This is a genomic window from Pararoseomonas baculiformis (assembly GCF_017813395.1).
Lineage (GTDB): Bacteria > Pseudomonadota > Alphaproteobacteria > Acetobacterales > Acetobacteraceae > Roseomonas > Roseomonas baculiformis.
The window spans coordinates 161,027-179,049 of sequence record NZ_JAGIZB010000012.1; the positions used below are offsets into that span (position 1 = coordinate 161,027).

Annotated in this window: 14 protein-coding genes and 1 rRNA gene; 8 read left to right on the plus strand and 7 right to left on the minus strand. The window is 69.3% G+C overall.

Annotation, left to right across the window (positions count from 1 at the left end; translation table 11 throughout):
* Positions 1-18: 18 nt before the first annotated feature.
* From J8J14_RS25625 to J8J14_RS14240, 6 genes are read right to left on the minus strand one after another with little or no spacing between them, the layout of a single operon-like run.
* Positions 19-1,005 carry a CobW family GTP-binding protein gene (locus tag J8J14_RS25625; RefSeq protein WP_209380182.1) on the minus strand — a complete coding sequence of 329 codons (987 nt, stop codon included), beginning with the start codon at positions 1,003-1,005 and terminating at the stop codon, positions 19-21.
* Positions 1,002-2,618 carry an amidohydrolase family protein gene (locus J8J14_RS14220; protein WP_209380183.1) on the minus strand — a complete coding sequence of 539 codons (1,617 nt, stop codon included), beginning with the start codon at positions 2,616-2,618 and terminating at the stop codon, positions 1,002-1,004. The genes J8J14_RS25625 and J8J14_RS14220 overlap by 4 nt, the downstream gene beginning before the upstream one ends.
* On the minus strand, positions 2,615-3,463 hold the full coding sequence (locus J8J14_RS14225; protein ID WP_209380184.1) for an ABC transporter permease: 849 nt from the start codon (positions 3,461-3,463) through the stop codon (positions 2,615-2,617). The genes J8J14_RS14220 and J8J14_RS14225 overlap by 4 nt, the downstream gene beginning before the upstream one ends.
* 3 nt (positions 3,464-3,466) lie before the next feature.
* Positions 3,467-4,501 carry an extracellular solute-binding protein gene (locus tag J8J14_RS14230; protein ID WP_209380185.1) on the minus strand — a complete coding sequence of 345 codons (1,035 nt, stop codon included), beginning with the start codon at positions 4,499-4,501 and terminating at the stop codon, positions 3,467-3,469.
* Positions 4,502-4,503: 2 nt separating this feature from the next.
* The gene (locus J8J14_RS14235) at positions 4,504-5,577 is read right to left on the minus strand and encodes an ABC transporter ATP-binding protein (RefSeq protein ID WP_209380186.1); all 1,074 of its coding nucleotides are present in this window, start codon (positions 5,575-5,577) and stop codon (positions 4,504-4,506) included.
* Between the two features lie 28 nt (positions 5,578-5,605).
* Entirely contained in the window at positions 5,606-6,415 is an 810-nt protein-coding gene (locus tag J8J14_RS14240; protein ID WP_209380187.1) for an ABC transporter permease, read from the minus strand.
* 153 nt (positions 6,416-6,568) lie between these two features.
* On the opposite strand from J8J14_RS14240, the gene J8J14_RS14245 reads away from it, so the two are divergent.
* On the plus strand, positions 6,569-8,596 hold the full coding sequence (locus J8J14_RS14245) for a M3 family metallopeptidase (RefSeq protein ID WP_209380188.1): 2,028 nt from the start codon (positions 6,569-6,571) through the stop codon (positions 8,594-8,596).
* A gap of 209 nt (positions 8,597-8,805) precedes the next feature.
* Here the strand turns inward: J8J14_RS14245 and J8J14_RS14250 are convergent, their stop codons facing one another.
* The gene (locus tag J8J14_RS14250; protein WP_209380189.1) at positions 8,806-10,134 is read right to left on the minus strand and encodes an aminotransferase class III-fold pyridoxal phosphate-dependent enzyme; all 1,329 of its coding nucleotides are present in this window, start codon (positions 10,132-10,134) and stop codon (positions 8,806-8,808) included.
* Between the two features lie 318 nt (positions 10,135-10,452).
* Between J8J14_RS14250 and J8J14_RS14255 the strand changes: the two genes are divergently transcribed.
* The 7 genes from J8J14_RS14255 to J8J14_RS14285 form a co-directional block, all read left to right on the plus strand.
* Positions 10,453-11,574: a C45 family autoproteolytic acyltransferase/hydolase gene (locus tag J8J14_RS14255; RefSeq protein ID WP_209380190.1), complete on the plus strand. Its 1,122-nt coding sequence runs from the start codon at positions 10,453-10,455 to the stop codon at positions 11,572-11,574.
* Positions 11,571-13,121 carry an ABC transporter substrate-binding protein gene (locus tag J8J14_RS14260; protein ID WP_209380191.1) on the plus strand — a complete coding sequence of 517 codons (1,551 nt, stop codon included), beginning with the start codon at positions 11,571-11,573 and terminating at the stop codon, positions 13,119-13,121. Before J8J14_RS14255 ends, J8J14_RS14260 begins: the two co-directional genes overlap by 4 nt.
* Before the next feature lie 10 nt (positions 13,122-13,131).
* On the plus strand, positions 13,132-14,079 hold the full coding sequence (locus tag J8J14_RS14265; RefSeq protein WP_209380192.1) for an ABC transporter permease: 948 nt from the start codon (positions 13,132-13,134) through the stop codon (positions 14,077-14,079).
* 9 nt (positions 14,080-14,088) lie between these two features.
* The gene (locus J8J14_RS14270; RefSeq protein WP_209380193.1) at positions 14,089-14,901 is read left to right on the plus strand and encodes an ABC transporter permease; all 813 of its coding nucleotides are present in this window, start codon (positions 14,089-14,091) and stop codon (positions 14,899-14,901) included.
* Positions 14,898-16,523 carry an ABC transporter ATP-binding protein gene (locus J8J14_RS14275; RefSeq protein ID WP_245215772.1) on the plus strand — a complete coding sequence of 542 codons (1,626 nt, stop codon included), beginning with the start codon at positions 14,898-14,900 and terminating at the stop codon, positions 16,521-16,523. Before J8J14_RS14270 ends, J8J14_RS14275 begins: the two co-directional genes overlap by 4 nt.
* 66 nt (positions 16,524-16,589) lie before the next feature.
* The gene (locus tag J8J14_RS14280) at positions 16,590-17,477 is read left to right on the plus strand and encodes a GntR family transcriptional regulator (protein ID WP_209380194.1); all 888 of its coding nucleotides are present in this window, start codon (positions 16,590-16,592) and stop codon (positions 17,475-17,477) included.
* Between the two features lie 428 nt (positions 17,478-17,905).
* Positions 17,906-18,023, plus strand: a 16S ribosomal RNA gene (locus tag J8J14_RS14285); the annotation flags it as partial.

An 18,023-nucleotide genomic window follows, 5' to 3' on the forward strand; every position in this document is an offset into this window, starting at 1 on the left:
AATGGGGAAAGGGCGGGCTCAGCCCGGCGTGCACGCCAGGGGATTGTCGCGGAACGTGCCGACATGAACCGGGGCTCCGCCCAGCCCGGCCCGCAACTCCGCGGCGCTCAGATCCCGCGCGATCACCACCAACCCTTCCGGCACGGCCTTCGCGCCGGGCATGGGCACGGGCGGGCTGAACAAGGTACCCACGGCCTGGATCAGCAACGGCACCTCCGTGCCCGGCCGGCGGATGAAGCCCTTCACCCGCAGGAGCCTCTCCCCGCAGAAGGCGGCGAGGTCCTCCATCAGGTCCAGCCGGTCCTCCCAGGTCGCATTCTCCGCGAAGGAGAGGCGCAGCACGGCGACCCGAGGATGGGCTGCGTTGCCTGCCGCATCCTCCACATCCAGCATGGCCGCCGGGTCCTCAGCCCCGCCCAGGAAGACGCGGCGCGCCCGCTCGGCGCGGTCCGCCTCCAGCACGCGCGTCGCCAGCGGGTTGATGGCGGCAACCAGCGCCTCGGCGTCGGCGGTGCCGCTGAGATCGAGCTTGGTGAACACCACCATCCCCGCAGCGGCAAGCTGGGCCACCGCCTCGTCGAAATGCGCGGCACGCTCCGCCGCCTGGGCGGCATCGCAGGTGGCCACCACCCGCACGCGCAGCCCCAGCGGGGCGAGCGGCGCCAGGGAGCGCAGGATCGGCCCCGGCCGCGACAGGCCGGAGCTTTCCAGCACGATGCGCCGGAAGGGCGGCTGGCCAGAACGCTCCCGCTCCTCCAGCAGGGCGCGGATGGTGAAAACGAGGTCACTGGTAAGGGAGCAGCAGACGCAGCCATTGGCCAGCATCGCCATCGGCACCCCGCCCGCCTCGGCGAGGATGGCGCCGTCGACGTTGATCTCGCCGGCCTCGTTCACGATCAGCGCCGTGTCCGCCGCCTCGGGCAGGGCGAGCCAGTCCCGGAGCAGCGAGGTCTTCCCGCTGCCCAGGAAGCCGGTGAGGAGGATGAACTCGGGCTGAGACGTCACGCGCCTTTCGCCTCCGCCTCCTTCTCGGCCGCGACCATGGCCCTTACATCGGCCAGCAGCTCTTCCACATCGAAGACCAGCCCGGCGCGGATGGTGTGGCGCAGGGCGCGGCGCCACTCGGCCTTGCCCGTCTCGTCGTTCAGCCGCAGCGCGCCGGTGCCGTAGAGCAGCTTCCAGTCATCCAGCGGGTTTTCGTCCAGGATCAGCAGGTCGGCCAGCTTGCCCACCTCGATGCTGCCGGTCTCCCCGTCGATGCCCAGCAGCTCGGCGCCCTGGATGGTGGCGGAACGCAGCACCTCGAGCGCGTTGAAACCGGCCTCCTGCAGCAGCTCCAGCTCGCGCACATAGCCATAGCCGAAGATCTGGAAGATGAAGCCGGAATCGCTGCCCGTGCAGACCCGCCCGCCCCGGTTCTTGTAGGCGTTCAGGAACTGCATCCACAGGCGGTAATGCGCCTTCCACTCGATCTCGTTGGTCACGGACCAGCGGTACCAATAGGCGCCGTGGCCGCCGCGCGCGGGCTGGAAATAGCGCCACATGCTCGGCCAGGTGTAGTCGTCGTGCCAATCCGCGCGGCGGAAGCGCATCAGGTCGCGGTTGGCGTCGTAGATCGTCATGGTCGGGACGAAGGTGAAATCCAGTGCGAGGAAGCGCTCCAGCACCTCCTCCCATTTCGCGCTCCCCGGCTCCGCCGCCTGCAGGAAGGTCTGGCCGGCGGCCGAGAAGCGGAAATACTCGTCGTTATAGTTGTAGCCCGTGGGATAGCTCTGCACGACGCGGTCATCATACAGCGCCTCGGGCAGGCCATAGTAGTGCTCGGCGCTGGTCAGGCCCCATTCGGCTGTCGTCAGCGCGTTCATGCGCGTCACGGCCTGCTGGGCATGGTGGCAGCCGGTGCGCAGGCCGAGCTTGCCGCATTCATCCAGGGCGGCACGCATGATGGCGGGCGGAGCGCCGAAGAACTTCACCCCATCCGCCCCGGCATCCCTGGCGCGCCGCAGCCAGTCCCGCGCCTGGTCCGGCGTGTGGATGGTCTTCAGCATGTCGTTGACTGCGGGGAAATAGGGATGGGCGCGGATGCGCGGCGCCGCGATGCGGTTCGCGGCCGAGGCCTCGCGCTGCTCCGCCACCCAGTCCAGCCCGCTGAAGCAGCCCATCTCGCGCACCGTGGTCACGCCATGTGCGAGCCAGAGCTTGTAGACGTAGTCGGCCGGCGCCACGGAGCCGTGCAGGGCGTGGTAGGGCACGCCGATATGGGTGTGGCAATCGATCAGCCCGGGGGTGACGAACTTGCCGTGGCAGTCGATCTCATGATCGCCGCCCGCGGGACGGCGGGCGGGGTTGATGGGCTTGTGCGGCGTGCCCACGGGCTGGATCGCGGCGATCCGGTCGCCCTCGATCACGATATCGGCGGGGCCCCAGGGCGGGGCGCCCGTGCCGTCGATCACCGTCGCGCCGCGCAGCACCAGCCGCTTGTAGGGGCCAGCCCCGCGGTCGCGCGTGGTGGCGGCGGGCACGGGTGGCATGCCCAGGCGCCCGTTCTTGGCGGTGATCTCCTGCCCGACGGGCGCGGCATCCGGCGCGGGAAAGGCCGTTTGCGGGGCGACGCTCATGCCGCTTCCTCCAGTTTTCCACGACGATAGCGGCGCCCGAGCACCGCGCTGCCCACCACGGTCAGGGTGAGCGTGATTCCGAGAAGAATGAAGGCCAGGGCGGCGCCAAAGGGCCAGTTGTTGCCGCGCACGAACTGGTCATACACGGCGGGGGCCATCATCTTGAACTGCGGCCCGCCCAGCAGCACCGCGCTGGCATAGGTGTTCATGCAGAGCACGAAAACCAGCACGCAGCCGGCGATCACGCCCGGCAGGGCAAGCGGCAGCACCACGCGGCGGAAAACCGTGAGGGGCCGCGCCCCGAGATTGGAGGCGGCCTCCTCTGCCTGGCGTGGGATGCTCTCGATCACCGCGGCCAGGGTGAGAATCATGTAGGGCAGCACGACCGCCACGATGCCCACCACCACGGAGCCGGTGTTGTAGAGCAGCGGCAGCGGCGCGGCGATCAGCCCCAGGCCCAGCAGGGCGGCGTTGATCGCACCGCCATTGCCCAGCAGCGCCAGCCATCCGGCGGCGCGCACCACATTGCCCACCAGCAGCGGGAACATCACCACGACAGTGGCGAAGCTCTTCCAGCGGCTCTGCATCCGCGCCAGCCAATAGGCGGCGGGAAAGGCGAGGATGAGCGTCAGAAGCGTGCTGCCGGTCGCGACGAGCAGCGTGGTGACCAGGACCTGCCGGTAATAGGGGTCGGCCACCGCGCGCAGGTAGTTCGCCGCGCTCGTCGCCTCCACCATCATCTCGGTCGGGCTGTAGAGGTTCAGCGAGATGCGGAAGAGCAGCAGCATCGGTGCCACGAGCAGCATCGACACCAGCAGCCCTGCAGGAAGGACGAGCGCGGCCATGGTTCAGGCTTTGAACTGCTTGTTCCAGAAGTCGAGGATGTCGCTATGGGCGCGCAGGAGGTAGTCGTAATCCGGCGCCCGCAGCCTGTTCTGGTCGGCCTCGCTCAGGCTGATGCGGCTGGCGATCTCCTGCGGAAGCCGGGCATCGGTCACCGTCGGCAGATAGCCCATGCGGTCGGCGAAGGCGGTCTGCGCCTCCGGCTTCAGCATCGCATCCAGATAGGTATAGGCCTGATCCTTGTTGCGGCTGTTCCGGGGGATGGCGGCCTCGAAGACGATGGCGTAGGCGGCCTCGCTCGGCACCACATGCCGCAGCGGGATGCCGGCCTTCTGCCACATGTAGCCGCGCGCCAGCCACATCGGCGTCATCCACACCTCCTCGCCCTTCAGCGCGGCGGCCAGGGCCTCGTTGGAGGGATAGACCTTGGCGTCCAGCGAGCGCAGCTCCATCAGCTTGTTCTTGCCGGGGCCGTAGTCGCTGAAGCTGCCGCCACCCGCGACGGCGGCCGCGAAGGTGTTGGTGGAATACAGAATGTCCGAGAAGCCGACGCGGCCGCGATACTTCGGATCCCACATGTCCGCGAAGGACTTGGGCGGCGTCGTCACCTTCTCCGGGTTGTAGAGCAGCACCAGCGCCGAATAGATGTGCGGGATGGCGTAGGGCTTGCGCAGCCCGGCCACGATGCTGCCGGAGCGGGACAGGCGGCCCATCTCCAGCGTGTCCAGCGTGTTCTGCTGCGACATCATGTGCATGTCGGTGTCCGACAGGCAGGAGACGTCCAGCGTGCCGCGCCGCGCCTGGCGCTCGGCCAGCATCTTGGTCTTGCGCGGATCGGCATTCGCCACGTCCTGCAGCACCTCGATGCCCTGGGGGGCGATGAGGGGCGCGTCGATGTTCTGGCGAAGCAGCTCGCCATAATCTCCGCCCCAGGTGCCCACCACCACCTGCTTGCCCTGTGCCCGGGCAAGGCCCGGCAGGCCGGCCGCGGCGGCGAAGGCGGCGCCGGCCGCGAGGGTTCCACGTCGCGAGAGGATCATGCTCAGGCTCCTTTTCCGTCAGGTTGCGCGGCCGGCAGCAGCCGGGCGGCGGCAGGATTCCATGAAACCGCCACGGCGTCGCCGTTGGAAAGGCGGCGCAGCGGGTCCTCCGCCGCGGGGGTCTGCCGGATGGCCAGGAGCGGCGTGCCGTTGAAATCCAGGTGGTACTCGGTCTGGGCACCAAGATAGGTCACGGCCTGCAGCCGCGCGGGCCCGTCCTCGGCCGGGGCGATCTGCACATGTTCCGGGCGCAGCGCCATCACCACCCGCCCCGCCGGGGTGCGGGGGCCGAAGATGCAGGGCAGCAGGGCGCCGGTGGCGGTGCGGAAGCCGCCCGGTGTCTCCAGCTCCCCCTCGATCAGGTTGCAGCGGCCCACGAAGCCCGCCACGAAGGGGTCGGCCGGGCTCTCATACAGATCCTCCGCCGTGCCCACCTGCCGCACCCGGCCGCGTTCCATCACCACCAGCCGGTCGGCCATGGTCAGGGCCTCCTCCTGGTCATGGGTCACGATCAGGGTGGTCAGCCCCAGCCGCTGCTGCAGCGAGCGGATCTCCATCCGCACCTCGCCGCGCAGCTTGGCATCCAGGTTGGACAGGGGCTCGTCCAGCAGGAAGACGGCGGGGTTCACCACCAGGGCGCGGGCCAGGGCCACGCGCTGTTGCTGGCCGCCCGAGAGCTGTCGGGGCAGCCGGTCCTCCAGCTTGTCCAGCCGCACGAGCTGCAGGGCTTCCCGCACGCGCTTCTCGCGCTCGGCCCGGTTCACGCGGCGCATCTCAAGCCCGAAGGCCACGTTGTCCGCCACCGTCATGTGCGGGAACAGCGCATAGGACTGGAACACCATGCCCGTGTTCCGCGCATGGGGCGGGGTGCGGGTCACATCCGTCCCGCCGATCAGCACGCGCCCGGCGCTGGGCGGCACGAAGCCCGCCACCATCCGCAGCGTGGTGGTCTTCCCGCAGCCAGAGGGGCCGAGCAGCGCCACCATCTCGCCCTGGGGCACGTCCAGGTCCACCCGCTCCACCGCGGTGGACTGGCCATAGCGCTTGCTCAGGGCTTCGAGGACAAGGCTTCCCATCAGAAAAGGCCCTCCTGGGCGGGGCGGGTCATACGGTCCTCGCGATCGAGACGAAACGGTCGGTGATGAGCATCAGCACGGCCACCAGGATGATCTGCACGGTGGCGACCGCGGCGAGCGTGGGGTCCATGCGGAATTCGAGGTAGTTGAGCATCGCCACGGGCAGGGTGGTGCGCCCGGGGCCAACCAGCAGCAGGCTCAGCTCCAGGTTCTCGAAGCTCTGGATGAAGGAGAAGAGGCAGGCGGCGATGATGCCGGGCCGCATGGCCGGCAGCGTCACGCGGCGGAACACGGTGAAGGGCCGCGCCCCCAGATTGGCCGCCGCCTCCTCCGCCGCGCGGTCCAGCCCCTGGAGGCTGGCCGTCACCAGCCGCACGGTCCAGGGAATGGTCAGCAGCACATGGGCCGCCACCAGCCCCTGCAGGGTGGAGGTGATGTCCTGGTCCAGCCAGAACTCGGCGCGCAGGTAGAACATGTAGAGCGCGGTGCCCGCCACCACCCCAGGCACGGCCAGCGGGCCCAGAAGCAGCGTCTGCATGGCCGAGCCGCCGCGCGGCTTCGCCCGGACCAGCGCGAAGGCCGCCGCCGTGCCCAGCGGCACGCCGATCAGCGTGGCGAGCGTGGCGATCTGCAGGCTGGAGAGGAAGCCGCGGGCGAATTCCTGCCGCTGCCAGGCATTGATGTACCACTCCAGCGTGAAGCCGGAGGGCGGGAAGGAGACGATCTCCTGCGCGAAGATGCTGATGACCATCACCATCGCCACCGGGGCGAGCATCAGCGCGAAGGCGGCCGAGACAAGGCCACCGAAGGCGAGGCGGCCGGGGGACGGCAGGTGCAAAACGGTTTCCCTTTCGCCGGCGGTGAGATGGTCGGGCGCGCACCATAGGGAGGAGAGGGGTGGGTAGGAAACCCGTAACGGGAGAAGAAATCCCCACGGCCCCATCCCAGGCCCAGGCTTGACCCCGCCCGGGCTTCGGCGACCTATGGGCCCATGAGCGAGACCAACCCCCTTCTGTCTCCCTGGGACACCCCGTTCGGCATCCCGCCTTTCGACCGGATCCGCCCGGACCATTTCCTCCCGGCCTTCGAGGCGGCCATGGCCGAGCATCTGGCGGAGATCGCCGCCATCGGCGCCGATCCGGCCGCCCCCAGCTTCGCGAACACCATCGAGGCGCTGGAGCGCAGCGGCCGCGCCCTCAACCGGGTCGGCTCCGTTTTCTCCAACCTCTCCGTCAGCCTGGGCGGCGAGGCGCTGGAGGCGCTGGACCTGGAGATCTCCCCCCGGCTCGCCCAGCACGGCATGCGCGTCTCGCTGGACCCCGCCATCTTCGCGCGGGTGGACGCGCTCTACCGCCAGAGGGAAAGCCTGGGCCTGGAGGAGGACCAGATGCGGGTGCTGGAGCGCACCCATCTCGGCTTCATCCGCAGCGGCGCGGCGCTGGACGGGGCCGCGAAGGCCCGAATGACCGCCATCTCCGAGCGCCTGGCCCTGCTGCACACCCAGTTCGGCCAGAACGTGGTTCATGACGAGAAGGAGTGGCACCTCTCGCTCTCCGCATCCGACCTGTACGGCATCCCGGACTTCCTGCGCGAGAGCATGGAGGGCGCGGCGACCGAGCGTGGCATCCCTGGCTTCGCTGTCACCCTCTCCCGCTCGCTGATCGAGCCCTTCCTCACCTTCTCCGCCCGGCGGGACCTGCGGGAGGCGGCGTACAGGGCCTGGGTCGCCCGCGGAACCCATGCCGGTGAGCATGACAACCGCCCGCTGATTCCCGAGATCCTGGCCTTGCGCGCCGAGCGGGCGCGGCTGCTCGGCTATGCCAGCTTCGCCGAGTTCCGCCTGGCCGATACCATGGCCGGCAAGCCCGAAGCCGCCGAGGAACTGCTCTCCCAGGTCTGGGAACCCGCCAGGCGCAAGGCCGCTTCCGAACGCGACCGCCTGCTGGCCGTGGCCCGGAAGGAGGGTTTCGAAGGCCCGCTGCAGCCCTGGGACTGGCGCTTCTACGCCGAAAAGGTGCGCCAGGCGGATTACGACCTCGATGAGGCCGAGCTGAAGCCTTATTTCCTGCTGGCCAACATGCAGCAGGCCGCCTTCGACACGGCCACGCGCCTCTTCGGCCTCACCTTCACCGCAATTCCTGACGCGCCCGTCTATCACCCGGATGTCCGGGCCTATGAGGTGCGGGACGCCTCGGGACATGTTGGCGTCTTCCTCGCCGATCCCTATGCCCGCGCCAACAAGCGCTCCGGCGCCTGGATGAGCAGCTACCGCGACCAGGAGAGGCTGGACGCGCCCATCTCGCCGATCATCGTCAACAACAACAACTTCGCCAGGTCCGAGCCCACCCTGCTGAGCTTCGACGATGCGGAGACCCTGTTCCACGAGTTCGGCCATGCGCTGCACGGGCTGCTGAGCCAGGTTCGCTACCCCAGCCAGTCCGGCACCTCCGTGCGGCGCGACTTCGTGGAACTGCCCTCGCAGATCTATGAGCACTGGCTGGCCCTGCCCGAGACCCTGCGCCGCTACGCCCTTCACCATGAGACCGGCGAGCCCGTGCCGGACGCGGTGATCGCGCGCCTCCTCGCCGCGCGCGGCTTCAACCAAGGCTTCGCCACGGTGGAGTACACGGCGGCCGCGCTGATCGACATGGAACTCCACCGCCACGCCGCGCCGGAGACCATCGACATTGAGCGCTTCGAGGCGGCGTTCCTTCAGCGCATCGGCATGCCCGCCGAGATCGGCATCCGCCACCGCCCCGCCCATTTCCAGCACCTCTTCGCCGGCGGCGGCTATGCGGCGGGCTACTACTCCTATCTCTGGGCGGAAGTGCTGGACGCCGATGGCTTCGACGCCTTCACCGAGGCGCAGAACCCCTTCGACCCCGCAACCGCCGAGCGCCTGCGCAAGGTGCTGAGCGCGGGCGACACGCGGGATCCGATGGAACTGTATGTCTCCTTCCGCGGGCGCAAGCCCAGCATCGCGCCGCTGCTGCGGAGCCGGGAGCTTCTGCCGGCCTGATCACGCCAGGGCAGGGGGAAGGGCGGTTCCTGCACGCCCCCGCCGCAAGGAGCTGCGCCTGAGGCCACCGGCCTCAGGCGACTGCCCCCGACGCCCTGAACCGGTTTCCCGCGACTGCGCGTCTGAACGCCGTGCCGACAGGAGGCCGAACGCGGGGGCCGGGGTGGAGGCTGCCACCCCGGTGGAGGGGGCCTGGGGAAGGTGGCGCCTCACCCAGCCTGTGTTGCCCAGCGGATCGTATCCACGATCTCGTCGATCTGGTCCGCCGAGATGATGAGCGGCGGCGAGAGCACCAGTGAATCCCCCGCGGCCCTGATCAGCACGCCCTTGTCGAAGCAGCGCGCAGCGACGGCGCGCGCGGGGGAGGGCTTGTCGCCCTGCGGTGCGAACTCGATCGCGGCGAGGAGGCCGATATTGCGGATATCGGTCACGCCCGGCGCGTCGCGCAGGCCATGCACCGCCGCCTCCCAGGTGCCAGCAATGTCGGCGGCGCGCTGGAACAGGCCTTCCTCCTGATAAACCTGGAGGGTGGCCATGGCGGCGGCAGCGGCGAGCGGGTGGCCCGAATAGGTGTAGCCGTGCATGAACTCGGCCACGCCCTCGGGCTGGGACATCAGGCCGGCGGCCACCCGGTCGTTCGCCAGGACGCCGCCCATGGGCACGGCGCCGTTCGTCATGCCCTTGGCGCAGCAGATCAGGTCCGGCATCACGCCCAGGGCCTGGCTGCCGAAAGGCGCCCCGAGGCGGCCGAAGCCGGTAACGACCTCGTCGAAGATCAGCAGAAGGCCGTGCCGATCGCAGATCTCGCGCAGCCGCTCCAGGTAGCCGACCGGCGGCACTAAGACGCCGCTCGACCCCGCCACCGGCTCCACGATCACGGCCGCGATGGTGGAAGGGTCCTGCGCCTGCACGATTCCTTCCAGCGCCTCCGCGAAGGCGATTCCCCCATGCTCCGGCCTGCCGCGGCTGAAAGCGTTGCGCGCAGGATCATGCGTGTGCGGCAGGTGGGAAACGCCGGGCAGGAGCGGTCCGTAATGCTTCCGCTGCATCCCGATGCCAGCCACGGAGAGCCCGCCGAAATTCACGCCATGATAGCTTCGCTGCCGCCCGATCAGCTTCACGCGCTGCCCTTCGCCGCGCACCGAATGATGGGCGAGGGCCAGCTTCAGCGCCGTGTCCACCGCCTCGGAGCCTGAGCTGGTGAAGAAGACGCGGTTGAAGCCCTCCGGCGCCACTTCGGTCAGCCTGTTGGCGTATTCGAAGGCTGCCGGATGGCCGAGGCCGAAGGAGGAGGCGAAGTCGAGCTGGCCCGCCTGGGCACGGATCGCCTCGACAATCTTCGGATGGGTATGGCCGGCATTCACGCACCAGAGCCCGGCGATGGCGTCCAGCACCTGGCGCCCTTCCGGCGTGACGTAATGCATCCCCTGCGCGCGGGTGACGAAGCGCGGATCCCGCTTCCAGGCCCGGTTGGGGGTGAAGGGCATCCAGTAGGCGTCGAGGGAATTCGGGGCGGTGTCGAAGGAGAAGTCGTTCATGGTCCGGCTATTCCGGTGAGGGGGAAGGGAAGGGGTGGCAGGGCCCGGGCGCCGCGGAGCGCGGCCTCGGCCGGGCCACCGCGGGCCTGGACGCGATGGGGCAGGGCGCGCGCAACCCTGCGGCGCCTTCTCTGGCCCCCGATGCTCTGCTCCGGCCTCCAAAATGCATGCCGGGGTGCCGTGGCCCCGGCTTTCGCGCGGGGCTGCGCCGTCCTCCCGGCAATATGCATCGGCCGCATCATTCGCCTTGAGCTTTCCCCTGGGGCGATGCAGGATGCTTGCACTTTGGATCGCCAAAGTCCAGGCGGCAGGACAGATATGACGGTTGAACCCTTTCCCCTCATCGAATTGCGCGGCTCCCCCGAGCAGCGTGGCCGCGATTACGGTCGGCAGGCGGCGCGGCGCATCCACCGCAGCATCGAGCACTACACCGCCCAGCTCGCCGCCGACGGGCATGGCGTGGACAAGGTCCATGGCTGGGCGCGGGACTTCCTGCCGCGGATCGAGGCCTTCGACCCCGACTACATCGCCGAGATGCGCGGCATCGCCGCCGGGGCTGAGGTGGCGTTCGAGGACATCGTCCTCATCAATGCCCGCACGGAGGTGCTGCAGCTCGGCAAGCGCCAGGCGACGGCGAAGAAGGATCCGGATGGCTGCACCGGCGTGGTGGTGCTGCCGGAGGCCTCGGCCGATGGCTCGCTGATCCATGCCCAGAACTGGGACTGGAAGTCGGAATGCGCCGAAACCTGCGTGGTGCTGCGCATCCGGCGCGATGACGGGCCGGATATCCTCACCTTCGTGGAAGCGGGTGGCCTGGCCCGCGCCGGGCTGAACGCCGCCGGCATCGCCATCACCGCCAACTACCTGCAGAGCGACCGGGACTACCGCAGCCTGGGCGTGCCGCTCGCCCTGATCCGCCGGAAGGTGCTGGAGAAGGAGTTCGTCGCCCAGGCCTTCCAATCCGTCTATGCCACGGTGAAGTCGGCTTCCAACAATGTCATCGTCAGCCAGGCCGGCGGCATCGCCATCAACTTCGAATGCGCACCGGACGAGACCTTCCAGGTGCATGCGACCAACGGGCTGATCGTGCATGCCAACCACTTCATCAGCCCCGTTGCCCTCTCGAAGCTGAAGGATGCCGGCGTGGCCACCACGCCGGACAGCCTGTACCGCGACATGCGCGTGCGCCAGCTGCTGGAGGCCCGGAAGGGCGGGCTGGACGTGCAGGCGGTGAAGGATGCCCTTTTCGACGACTACCAGTCCCCCTGGGCCGTGTGCCGCCCGCCGCGCCTGAATTCCGCGGGCAATCTTTCCGCCACCGTGGCCATGCTGGTGATGCAGCCGGCCCGGGGCGTGCTGGAGGTGGCCCCGCTCCCCGCGCTGAACCGGCATTTCACCCGCTACGAGCTGTTCCCCAACGCTGAGGCAAAGGCCGCATGAAGATTCATTCCTTCCTGGCGGGCTTCGCTGCCGCCGCGCTGTCGATCCTTCCCGCGGCCGCGCAGGCGCCCCTGCGCGCCTCGCTCAACTCCGACATCCGCAGCACCCAGCCGGGCGGGAACCGGGACTTCAACACCGATACGGTGATGATGCATGTGGTGGAGGGGCTGGTCGCGCTGAACGAGCGCGCGGCCCCCGTGCCCATGTTGGCGGAGAAGGTGGATGTCTCGCCCGACGGGCTGACCTACAGCTTCACCCTCCGCCAGGGCGTCACCTTCCACAACGGCGCGCCGCTCACCTCCGCCGAGGTGCTGTGGAGCCTGCGCCGCTACATGGACCCGGCGACGCAGTGGCGCTGCCTGCCGGATCTGAACGGCCGCTCGGGCCTGGCGAAGATCACCGACATGGCGGCGCCCGATGCGCGCAGCGTGACGATCACGCTGGAAAAGCCGGCCGCCCTGTTCCTCTCCACCATCGCGCGCCCGGATTGCGGCAGCACCGGCATCCTGCATCCCAGCTCCGTCGGCGCGGATGGGGCATGGGTGAAGCCCGTGGGTACCGGTCCCTACAGCCTCGGCGAGTGGCGCCGGGGACAATATGTCGAGCTGGAGCGCTTCGAGGGCTATGCATCCCTTCCCGGTGAGCGGGACGGGTTCGCAGGCGGCAAGCGCGCCCTGATGCCACGCCTGCGCTTCGTCATCATCCCCGATTCCTCGGCGGCCAAGGCCGCGCTCCTGGCCGGCAATGTCGATGTGCTGACCGACGTGCCCTCTCCGGAGCTGCCCGACCTGCGCGCCCGCCGCGACGTCTCGGTGGTGGCGGCGCCGAGCATGGGCGTGACGGCGCTGCTGCTGCAAACCCGCGATCCCCTGCTGAAGGACGAGCGCATCCGCCGCGCCCTGGCGCTTTCGCTGGATGTGCCGGAACTTGTCACCGGCATCCTGGGCCAGGATACGCAGCCCAACGCTTCCCCGCTGCCCAGCGCCAGCCCCTACCGCAGCCAAGCCCAGGCCGGCCGCCCCGCGCGCGACATCGCGGCGGCGAAGCGCCTGCTGGCGGAAGCCGGGTATCGCGGCCAGACGATCCGCATGATCACCAACCGCCGCTACCCCAATGTCTATGACTCGGCGGTCACGGCCCAGGCCATGGCGGCCGATGCCGGGATCAAGATCGAGCTGGAGGTGATGGACTGGGCCACGCAGCTGGACCGCTACACGCGCGGCGACTACCAGACGATGTCCTTCATCTACTCCCCACGCCTCGATCCCTCCCTGTCCTATGAGATGATCTCGGGCCCGAAGGACACCCAGCCCCGCAAGGTGTGGGAGGACCCGCAGGCCCTGGCCCTGATCCAGCGCTCCATGAGCGTGACGGACCAGGCCGAGCGCCAGGCCATTTTCGATGAGCTCTACAGGCTCTTCATGGCCCAGGTGCCGATGATCATCCTCTACAACCAGCCGGATTACGTCGCCTTCCGCCAGAATGTGCGGGGCGTGCAGCCCTGGTCCTCGGGCCAGACCCGCCTCTGGAACGTCTCGCGCGACTGAGGAGCGGGGAATGTCGGCCACCTATGCGCTGAAGCGGCTGGGCATGGCGCTGCCCACCCTGCTTCTCGTCGCCCTCGCGGTGTTCGCCCTGCTCCGGCTTGTGCCGGGCGATCCGGCGCAGCTCATGCTGGGCGATGCGGCGGATGCCGCCCAGCTCGAGGCGCTGCGGGAGAGCATGGGGCTGAACCATTCCCTGCCCGTGCAGTTCATCCGCTGGCTCGGCGCCGCGCTCCAGGGCGATCTCGGCCGCTCGCTGGCCAATGAGCAGGCGGTGCTGCCGCTGATCATCGAGCGCTTCCAGGTCACCGCCTCCATCGTGCTGGTGGCGGTGGCGCTGGCGGCGGCGATCGCCGTGCCGCTCGGCACCATCGCTGCCTGGAAGCAGAACAGCAGCCTGGATCTGGCGGTGGTGAGCGGCGCGACGCTGCTGCTCTCCATCCCCAGCTTCTGGCTCGGCCTGTTGCTGCTGCTCCTCTTCGGGCTGAAGCTCGGCTGGGTGCCGGTGGTGGGCTATGTGGGCTTCGGCGAGGATCCCTGGGCCGCGCTGCTCTATATCGCGCTGCCCGTGGTCACGCTGACGCTGATCGAAACCGGCGTGCTCACCCGCATGGCCCGCAGCGCGGCCATCGACGTGCTGCGGCTGGAATATGTCGCCCATGCGCGGTCAAAGGGGCTGCGGGAATCCACCGTGCTGCGCCGGCATGTCCTGCCCAATGCCTTCGGCCCCACCCTGACGCTGCTTGGCATCGTGCTGGGCAATCTGCTGGGCGGCATCGCGGTGATCGAGACGGTGTTCACCATCCCCGGCCTCGGGCGGCTCATGGTGGATGGGATTTATGCGCGGGACTATCCTGTCGTGCAGGGGACCATGCTCTTCGTCGCCGCCATCTATGTGCTGGTGAACCTGCTGGTGGACCTTCTCTACCCGTTTTTCGACCCCCGTGTGGCCGCGGAATAGGAGCCGGGCATGCGCCTGCGCCTGAACGCCCTGATCGGCGGAACCCTGATGGCGCTGGTGCTCGGCACCGCCATCACCTCCTATGTCTGGACACCCCAGAACCCGCTTCGTATCGCCATGCGCGCGCGGCTGAACGCGCCCTCTGCCGCGCATTGGCTGGGCACGGACGAGGTGGGGCGGGACGTGGTCAGTCGCCTCATGGCGGGGGCCGGCACCTCCTGCCTCGTCGCCGCGCTCACCGTGCTTGTGGCGGTGGCGTTGGGCAGCGCCATCGGCCTGGTCGCCGGCTTCACCCGGGGATGGGTGGACCGGATGCTGATGCTGGTGAATGACGCACTGCTCGCCTTTCCCGGCATCCTGCTGGCCCTCGGCCTTCTTGCCGTGATGGGGCCGAGCCAATGGGGAATCGTGGCGGCGCTGGGCCTGGCCTATACGCCGACCGTGGCGCGCATCGTGCGCGGTTCCGTGCTCTCGATCCGGGAGCGGGAGTTTGTCGAGGCCTCCGTCTCCATCGGCAACTCCGCCGCCTATACCATGTGGCGCCATGTGCTGCCGGGCACGGTTTCCCCGCTGATCGTGCTGGCGACCAGCCTGTTCGGCTGGGCGATCCTGGCCGAAAGCGCGCTGAGCTTCCTCGGCCTCGGCGTGCCGCCGCCCGCGCCCACCTGGGGCAACATGCTCGCCGCCGCGCGGCCCTATCTCGAAACCGCCGTCTGGCTCAGCCTTGCTCCCGGCGCCTGCATCGCGCTCACCCTGCTCGGCGTGAACCTGCTGGGCGATGCGCTGCGCGACCATCTGGACCCGCGGAGCCGCCCGCAATGAGCCTCGCCCTGGACAGCGCCCCCATGGTCCGGGCGCGGGACGCCGAGCCCCTCCTCCTGGTCGAAGGGCTGCGCGTGGAGGCCGCAGGCCTTCCGGTGGTGCAGGATGTCTCCTTCCGCATCGCCTCGGGCGAGATCCTGGCCCTGGTTGGAGAGTCCGGCAGCGGCAAGACCGCGACGGGGCGCGCCATCCTCGGCCTGCTTCCGCCCGGCCTGGCCCGCGCCGCCGGCGCCATCCGCCTCGAAGGGGAGGACCTGGCCCGCGTCACTCCCACCCGGTTGCGCGAGTTGCGGGGCGGCGCCATCGGCATGGTGTTCCAGGAGCCGATGGTTTCCCTGAACCCCGCCATGACGATCGGCGCCCAGCTCGGCGAAGCCCTGGCCCTGCACAGCGGCCTGAGCCCCGAGGCGCAGCGCGCGGCCTGCATCGCCATGCTCCGGCGCGTGCAGATCGCCGATCCCGAGGGGTGCCTGCGCGCCTATCCGCATGAGTTTTCCGGCGGCATGCGCCAGCGCATCATGCTCGCCGCGGTCATGCTGCCCCGGCCCCGCTTGCTGATCGCGGATGAGCCGACCACCGCGCTCGACAACCTCGCCCAGGCCGAGGTGCTGGACCTGATGGTGGAGCTGGCGCGGGAGAACGGCACCGCCGTCCTGCTCGTCACCCATAATCTCGGCCTGGTGTCCCGCTATGCCGACCGTGCCCTTGTGATGCAGCGCGGCCGGGTGGTGGAGGAGGGGCCCGCGCGCCGTCTGCTCTCCGCCCCAAGGGAGGATTATACGCGCCTCCTCGTCTCGGCCATGCCGCAGCGCCTGCCCCGCCCGCCCCGCATGCCTTCGGAGGTGCTGCTGGAGGCCCGCGGCCTGACGGTGGATTACCCCGGCCGAACCCGCCTCTTCCGCCGCCTTCCCGGCAAGCGCGCCGTGAGAGGGGTGGATCTTGCCATTGAGCGGGGGGAGACGGTGGCGTTGGTGGGCGGCAGCGGATCGGGCAAGACCACGCTTGGTCGCGCCATGCTGCGTCTGGTGCAGCCCAGCGGCGGTCAGCTCCTGTTCCGGGGGCAGGATGTGACCAGGGGGGCGGGCGGTGCCGTGCGGGATTTCCGGCTCGCCTGCCAGATTGTCTTCCAAGATCCCTATTCCTCCCTCGATCCCCGGCAGCGCATCGGGGAGATCGTGGCCGAGCCGCTGCGCCACGAACCCGGGCTGAGTGCCGCCGAGCGGGCCGCCCGCGTGGCCGAGACCTTCGACGCCGTGGGCCTGCCGGGAATGGACCGGCGCTTCCCCCACCAGCTCTCCGGCGGGCAGCGGCAGCGCGTGGCCATCGCCCGCGCCATCGTCCGCCGCCCCGCGCTGGTGGTAGCGGATGAGCCGGTCAGCGCGCTGGACATGACGGTGCAGAAGCAGATCCTCACCCTCATCCGCACCCTGCAGGCCGAGCGCGGCTTCGCCTGCCTTTTCATCTCCCATGACCTGGGCGCGGTGGCGGAGGTGGCGGACCGCGTGCTGGTGATGCAGGACGGCGCCATCGTGGAGCAGGGCCCGCGCGACGCCATCTTCGACGCGCCCCAGCACCCCTATACCCGTGCCCTGCTGGATGCGACGCCCCGCCTGGATGGGTGACCCCCACGCCTTCCCAAGCCGGGCGGCGGTCCCTATGCCGCCGCGCATGACCGGACCCCGCCCGACGTGACGGAACAGACCCCCACGCCGCTCCGCCGCAACCTGGCGCGCGACATCCTGGATCTGTTGCGGGAGCGCGGGGCGGTCCCGGGGGAGCGGCTGAGCCGCCCGGCCCTGGCGGAGGCACTGGGCGTGTCCCGCACCCCCGTGAACGGCGCGATCGCGCTGCTTGAGGAGCTGGGCGCCGTGCGGACGGAGGGGCGCTCCGTCCGGCTATGCTCCCTGGACCTGGCCCCGGAGGCCCTTCAGCCCGGCGGCGAGGAGACCGGGGTGGCGCGGCTGCTGGTGGCCATTGCCCGGGGCCGGGCCGATGGCACGGTGGGGGACGAGGTGTCGGAGCGCCAGCTCGCCCAGCATCTCGGCATGGGGCGCGGCGTGGTCGTCCAGGCCCTGGCCCAGCTGGCCGAGGCCGGGGTGGTCAGCCGCAACCGGGGCCATGGCTGGCGCTTCACCGCCGGCTTCGCCTCGGCCGAGGAGCGTGCCGCCTCCTACCGCTTCCGCCTGCTGATCGAGCCGGCGGCGCTGCTGGAGCCCGGCTTCACTCTGCCACCGGGCTTCGCCACCCAGATGCGGCGCGAGCACCAGGGCTTCCTGGACCGCCCCTGGCGTGACGACGACGCTGTGGCCTTCTTCCGGATCAATGCCGAATTCCATGCCGGCCTGGCCGAGGCCTCGGGCAACCGCTTCATCGCGGCCGCGGTGGTGCAGCAGAACCGGCTGCGGACCCTGGCCAACTACTCCTGGCGACTAGGTGACGAGCGCGTGGGTGTTTCCGTCCGCGAACATCTGGCCATCCTCGATTCCCTCCAGGCCGGCGACCGGGATAGGGCGGCCCTTCAGATGCGCCTGCACCTGACCGATGCCATGGCGCTGCGAAAGCCAGGGGCGCGCTGACCTTCTTTATATCCGGGGCCTGCCGCACCATATGGCTGACATACCCAGGCCCTGCCGGTCGGACGCCCCGCAAAAATCTTGCGTCCCATCGCGGAACCCTCTTGTCATGGGTGTCGTGCGGGTCTACATCGCCGCTCCCGCTGGTGAGGTTTGGTTCTCTCTAAGAATTCGCCGAGTGCTTCTGAGAGTTTCTGAAGTATTTGGGGTTGACGTCTTGGTGAGGCTGAACTAAATAGGTTGGACCGGGCCGGAGTGCTTCGGGTTGTTCTCTGAAAACTGCATCTGTCTTTTGGAAGACATGTTGATGTCTTCTGTTGTTGCACGTGGTGAGCGTGTGATGATGGGGGATGTTTTTTCGTCGAGAATGGTGAGCGGAGTCTGGTCATCTGAGCATTTGCTGGACTGGGTTTTGTCCTGGTTTGGTGGATGAACTTGAGAGTTTGATCCTGGCTCAGAGCGAACGCTGGCGGCATGCTTAACACATGCAAGTCGCACGGGCAGCAATGTCAGTGGCGGACGGGTGAGTAACGCGTAGGAACATGTCCA

Excerpts from the sequence above, each read along its gene's own strand:
- J8J14_RS14270 (WP_209380193.1), top strand. The coding sequence starts at position 14,089 with ATGCGCCTGCGCCTGAACGCCCTGATCGGCGGAACCCTGATGGCGCTG.
- J8J14_RS14260 (WP_209380191.1), top strand. The coding sequence starts at position 11,571 with ATGAAGATTCATTCCTTCCTGGCGGGCTTCGCTGCCGCCGCGCTGTCG.
- J8J14_RS14220 (WP_209380183.1), bottom strand. The coding sequence starts at position 2,618 with ATGAGCGTCGCCCCGCAAACGGCCTTTCCCGCGCCGGATGCCGCGCCC.
- J8J14_RS14225 (WP_209380184.1), bottom strand. The coding sequence starts at position 3,463 with ATGGCCGCGCTCGTCCTTCCTGCAGGGCTGCTGGTGTCGATGCTGCTC.
- J8J14_RS14250 (WP_209380189.1), bottom strand. The coding sequence starts at position 10,134 with ATGAACGACTTCTCCTTCGACACCGCCCCGAATTCCCTCGACGCCTAC.
- J8J14_RS14275 (WP_245215772.1), top strand. The coding sequence starts at position 14,898 with ATGAGCCTCGCCCTGGACAGCGCCCCCATGGTCCGGGCGCGGGACGCC.
- J8J14_RS14245 (WP_209380188.1), top strand. The coding sequence starts at position 6,569 with ATGAGCGAGACCAACCCCCTTCTGTCTCCCTGGGACACCCCGTTCGGC.
- J8J14_RS14255 (WP_209380190.1), top strand. The coding sequence starts at position 10,453 with ATGACGGTTGAACCCTTTCCCCTCATCGAATTGCGCGGCTCCCCCGAG.
- J8J14_RS14230 (WP_209380185.1), bottom strand. The coding sequence starts at position 4,501 with ATGATCCTCTCGCGACGTGGAACCCTCGCGGCCGGCGCCGCCTTCGCC.
- J8J14_RS14235 (WP_209380186.1), bottom strand. The coding sequence starts at position 5,577 with ATGGGAAGCCTTGTCCTCGAAGCCCTGAGCAAGCGCTATGGCCAGTCC.
- J8J14_RS14265 (WP_209380192.1), top strand. The coding sequence starts at position 13,132 with ATGTCGGCCACCTATGCGCTGAAGCGGCTGGGCATGGCGCTGCCCACC.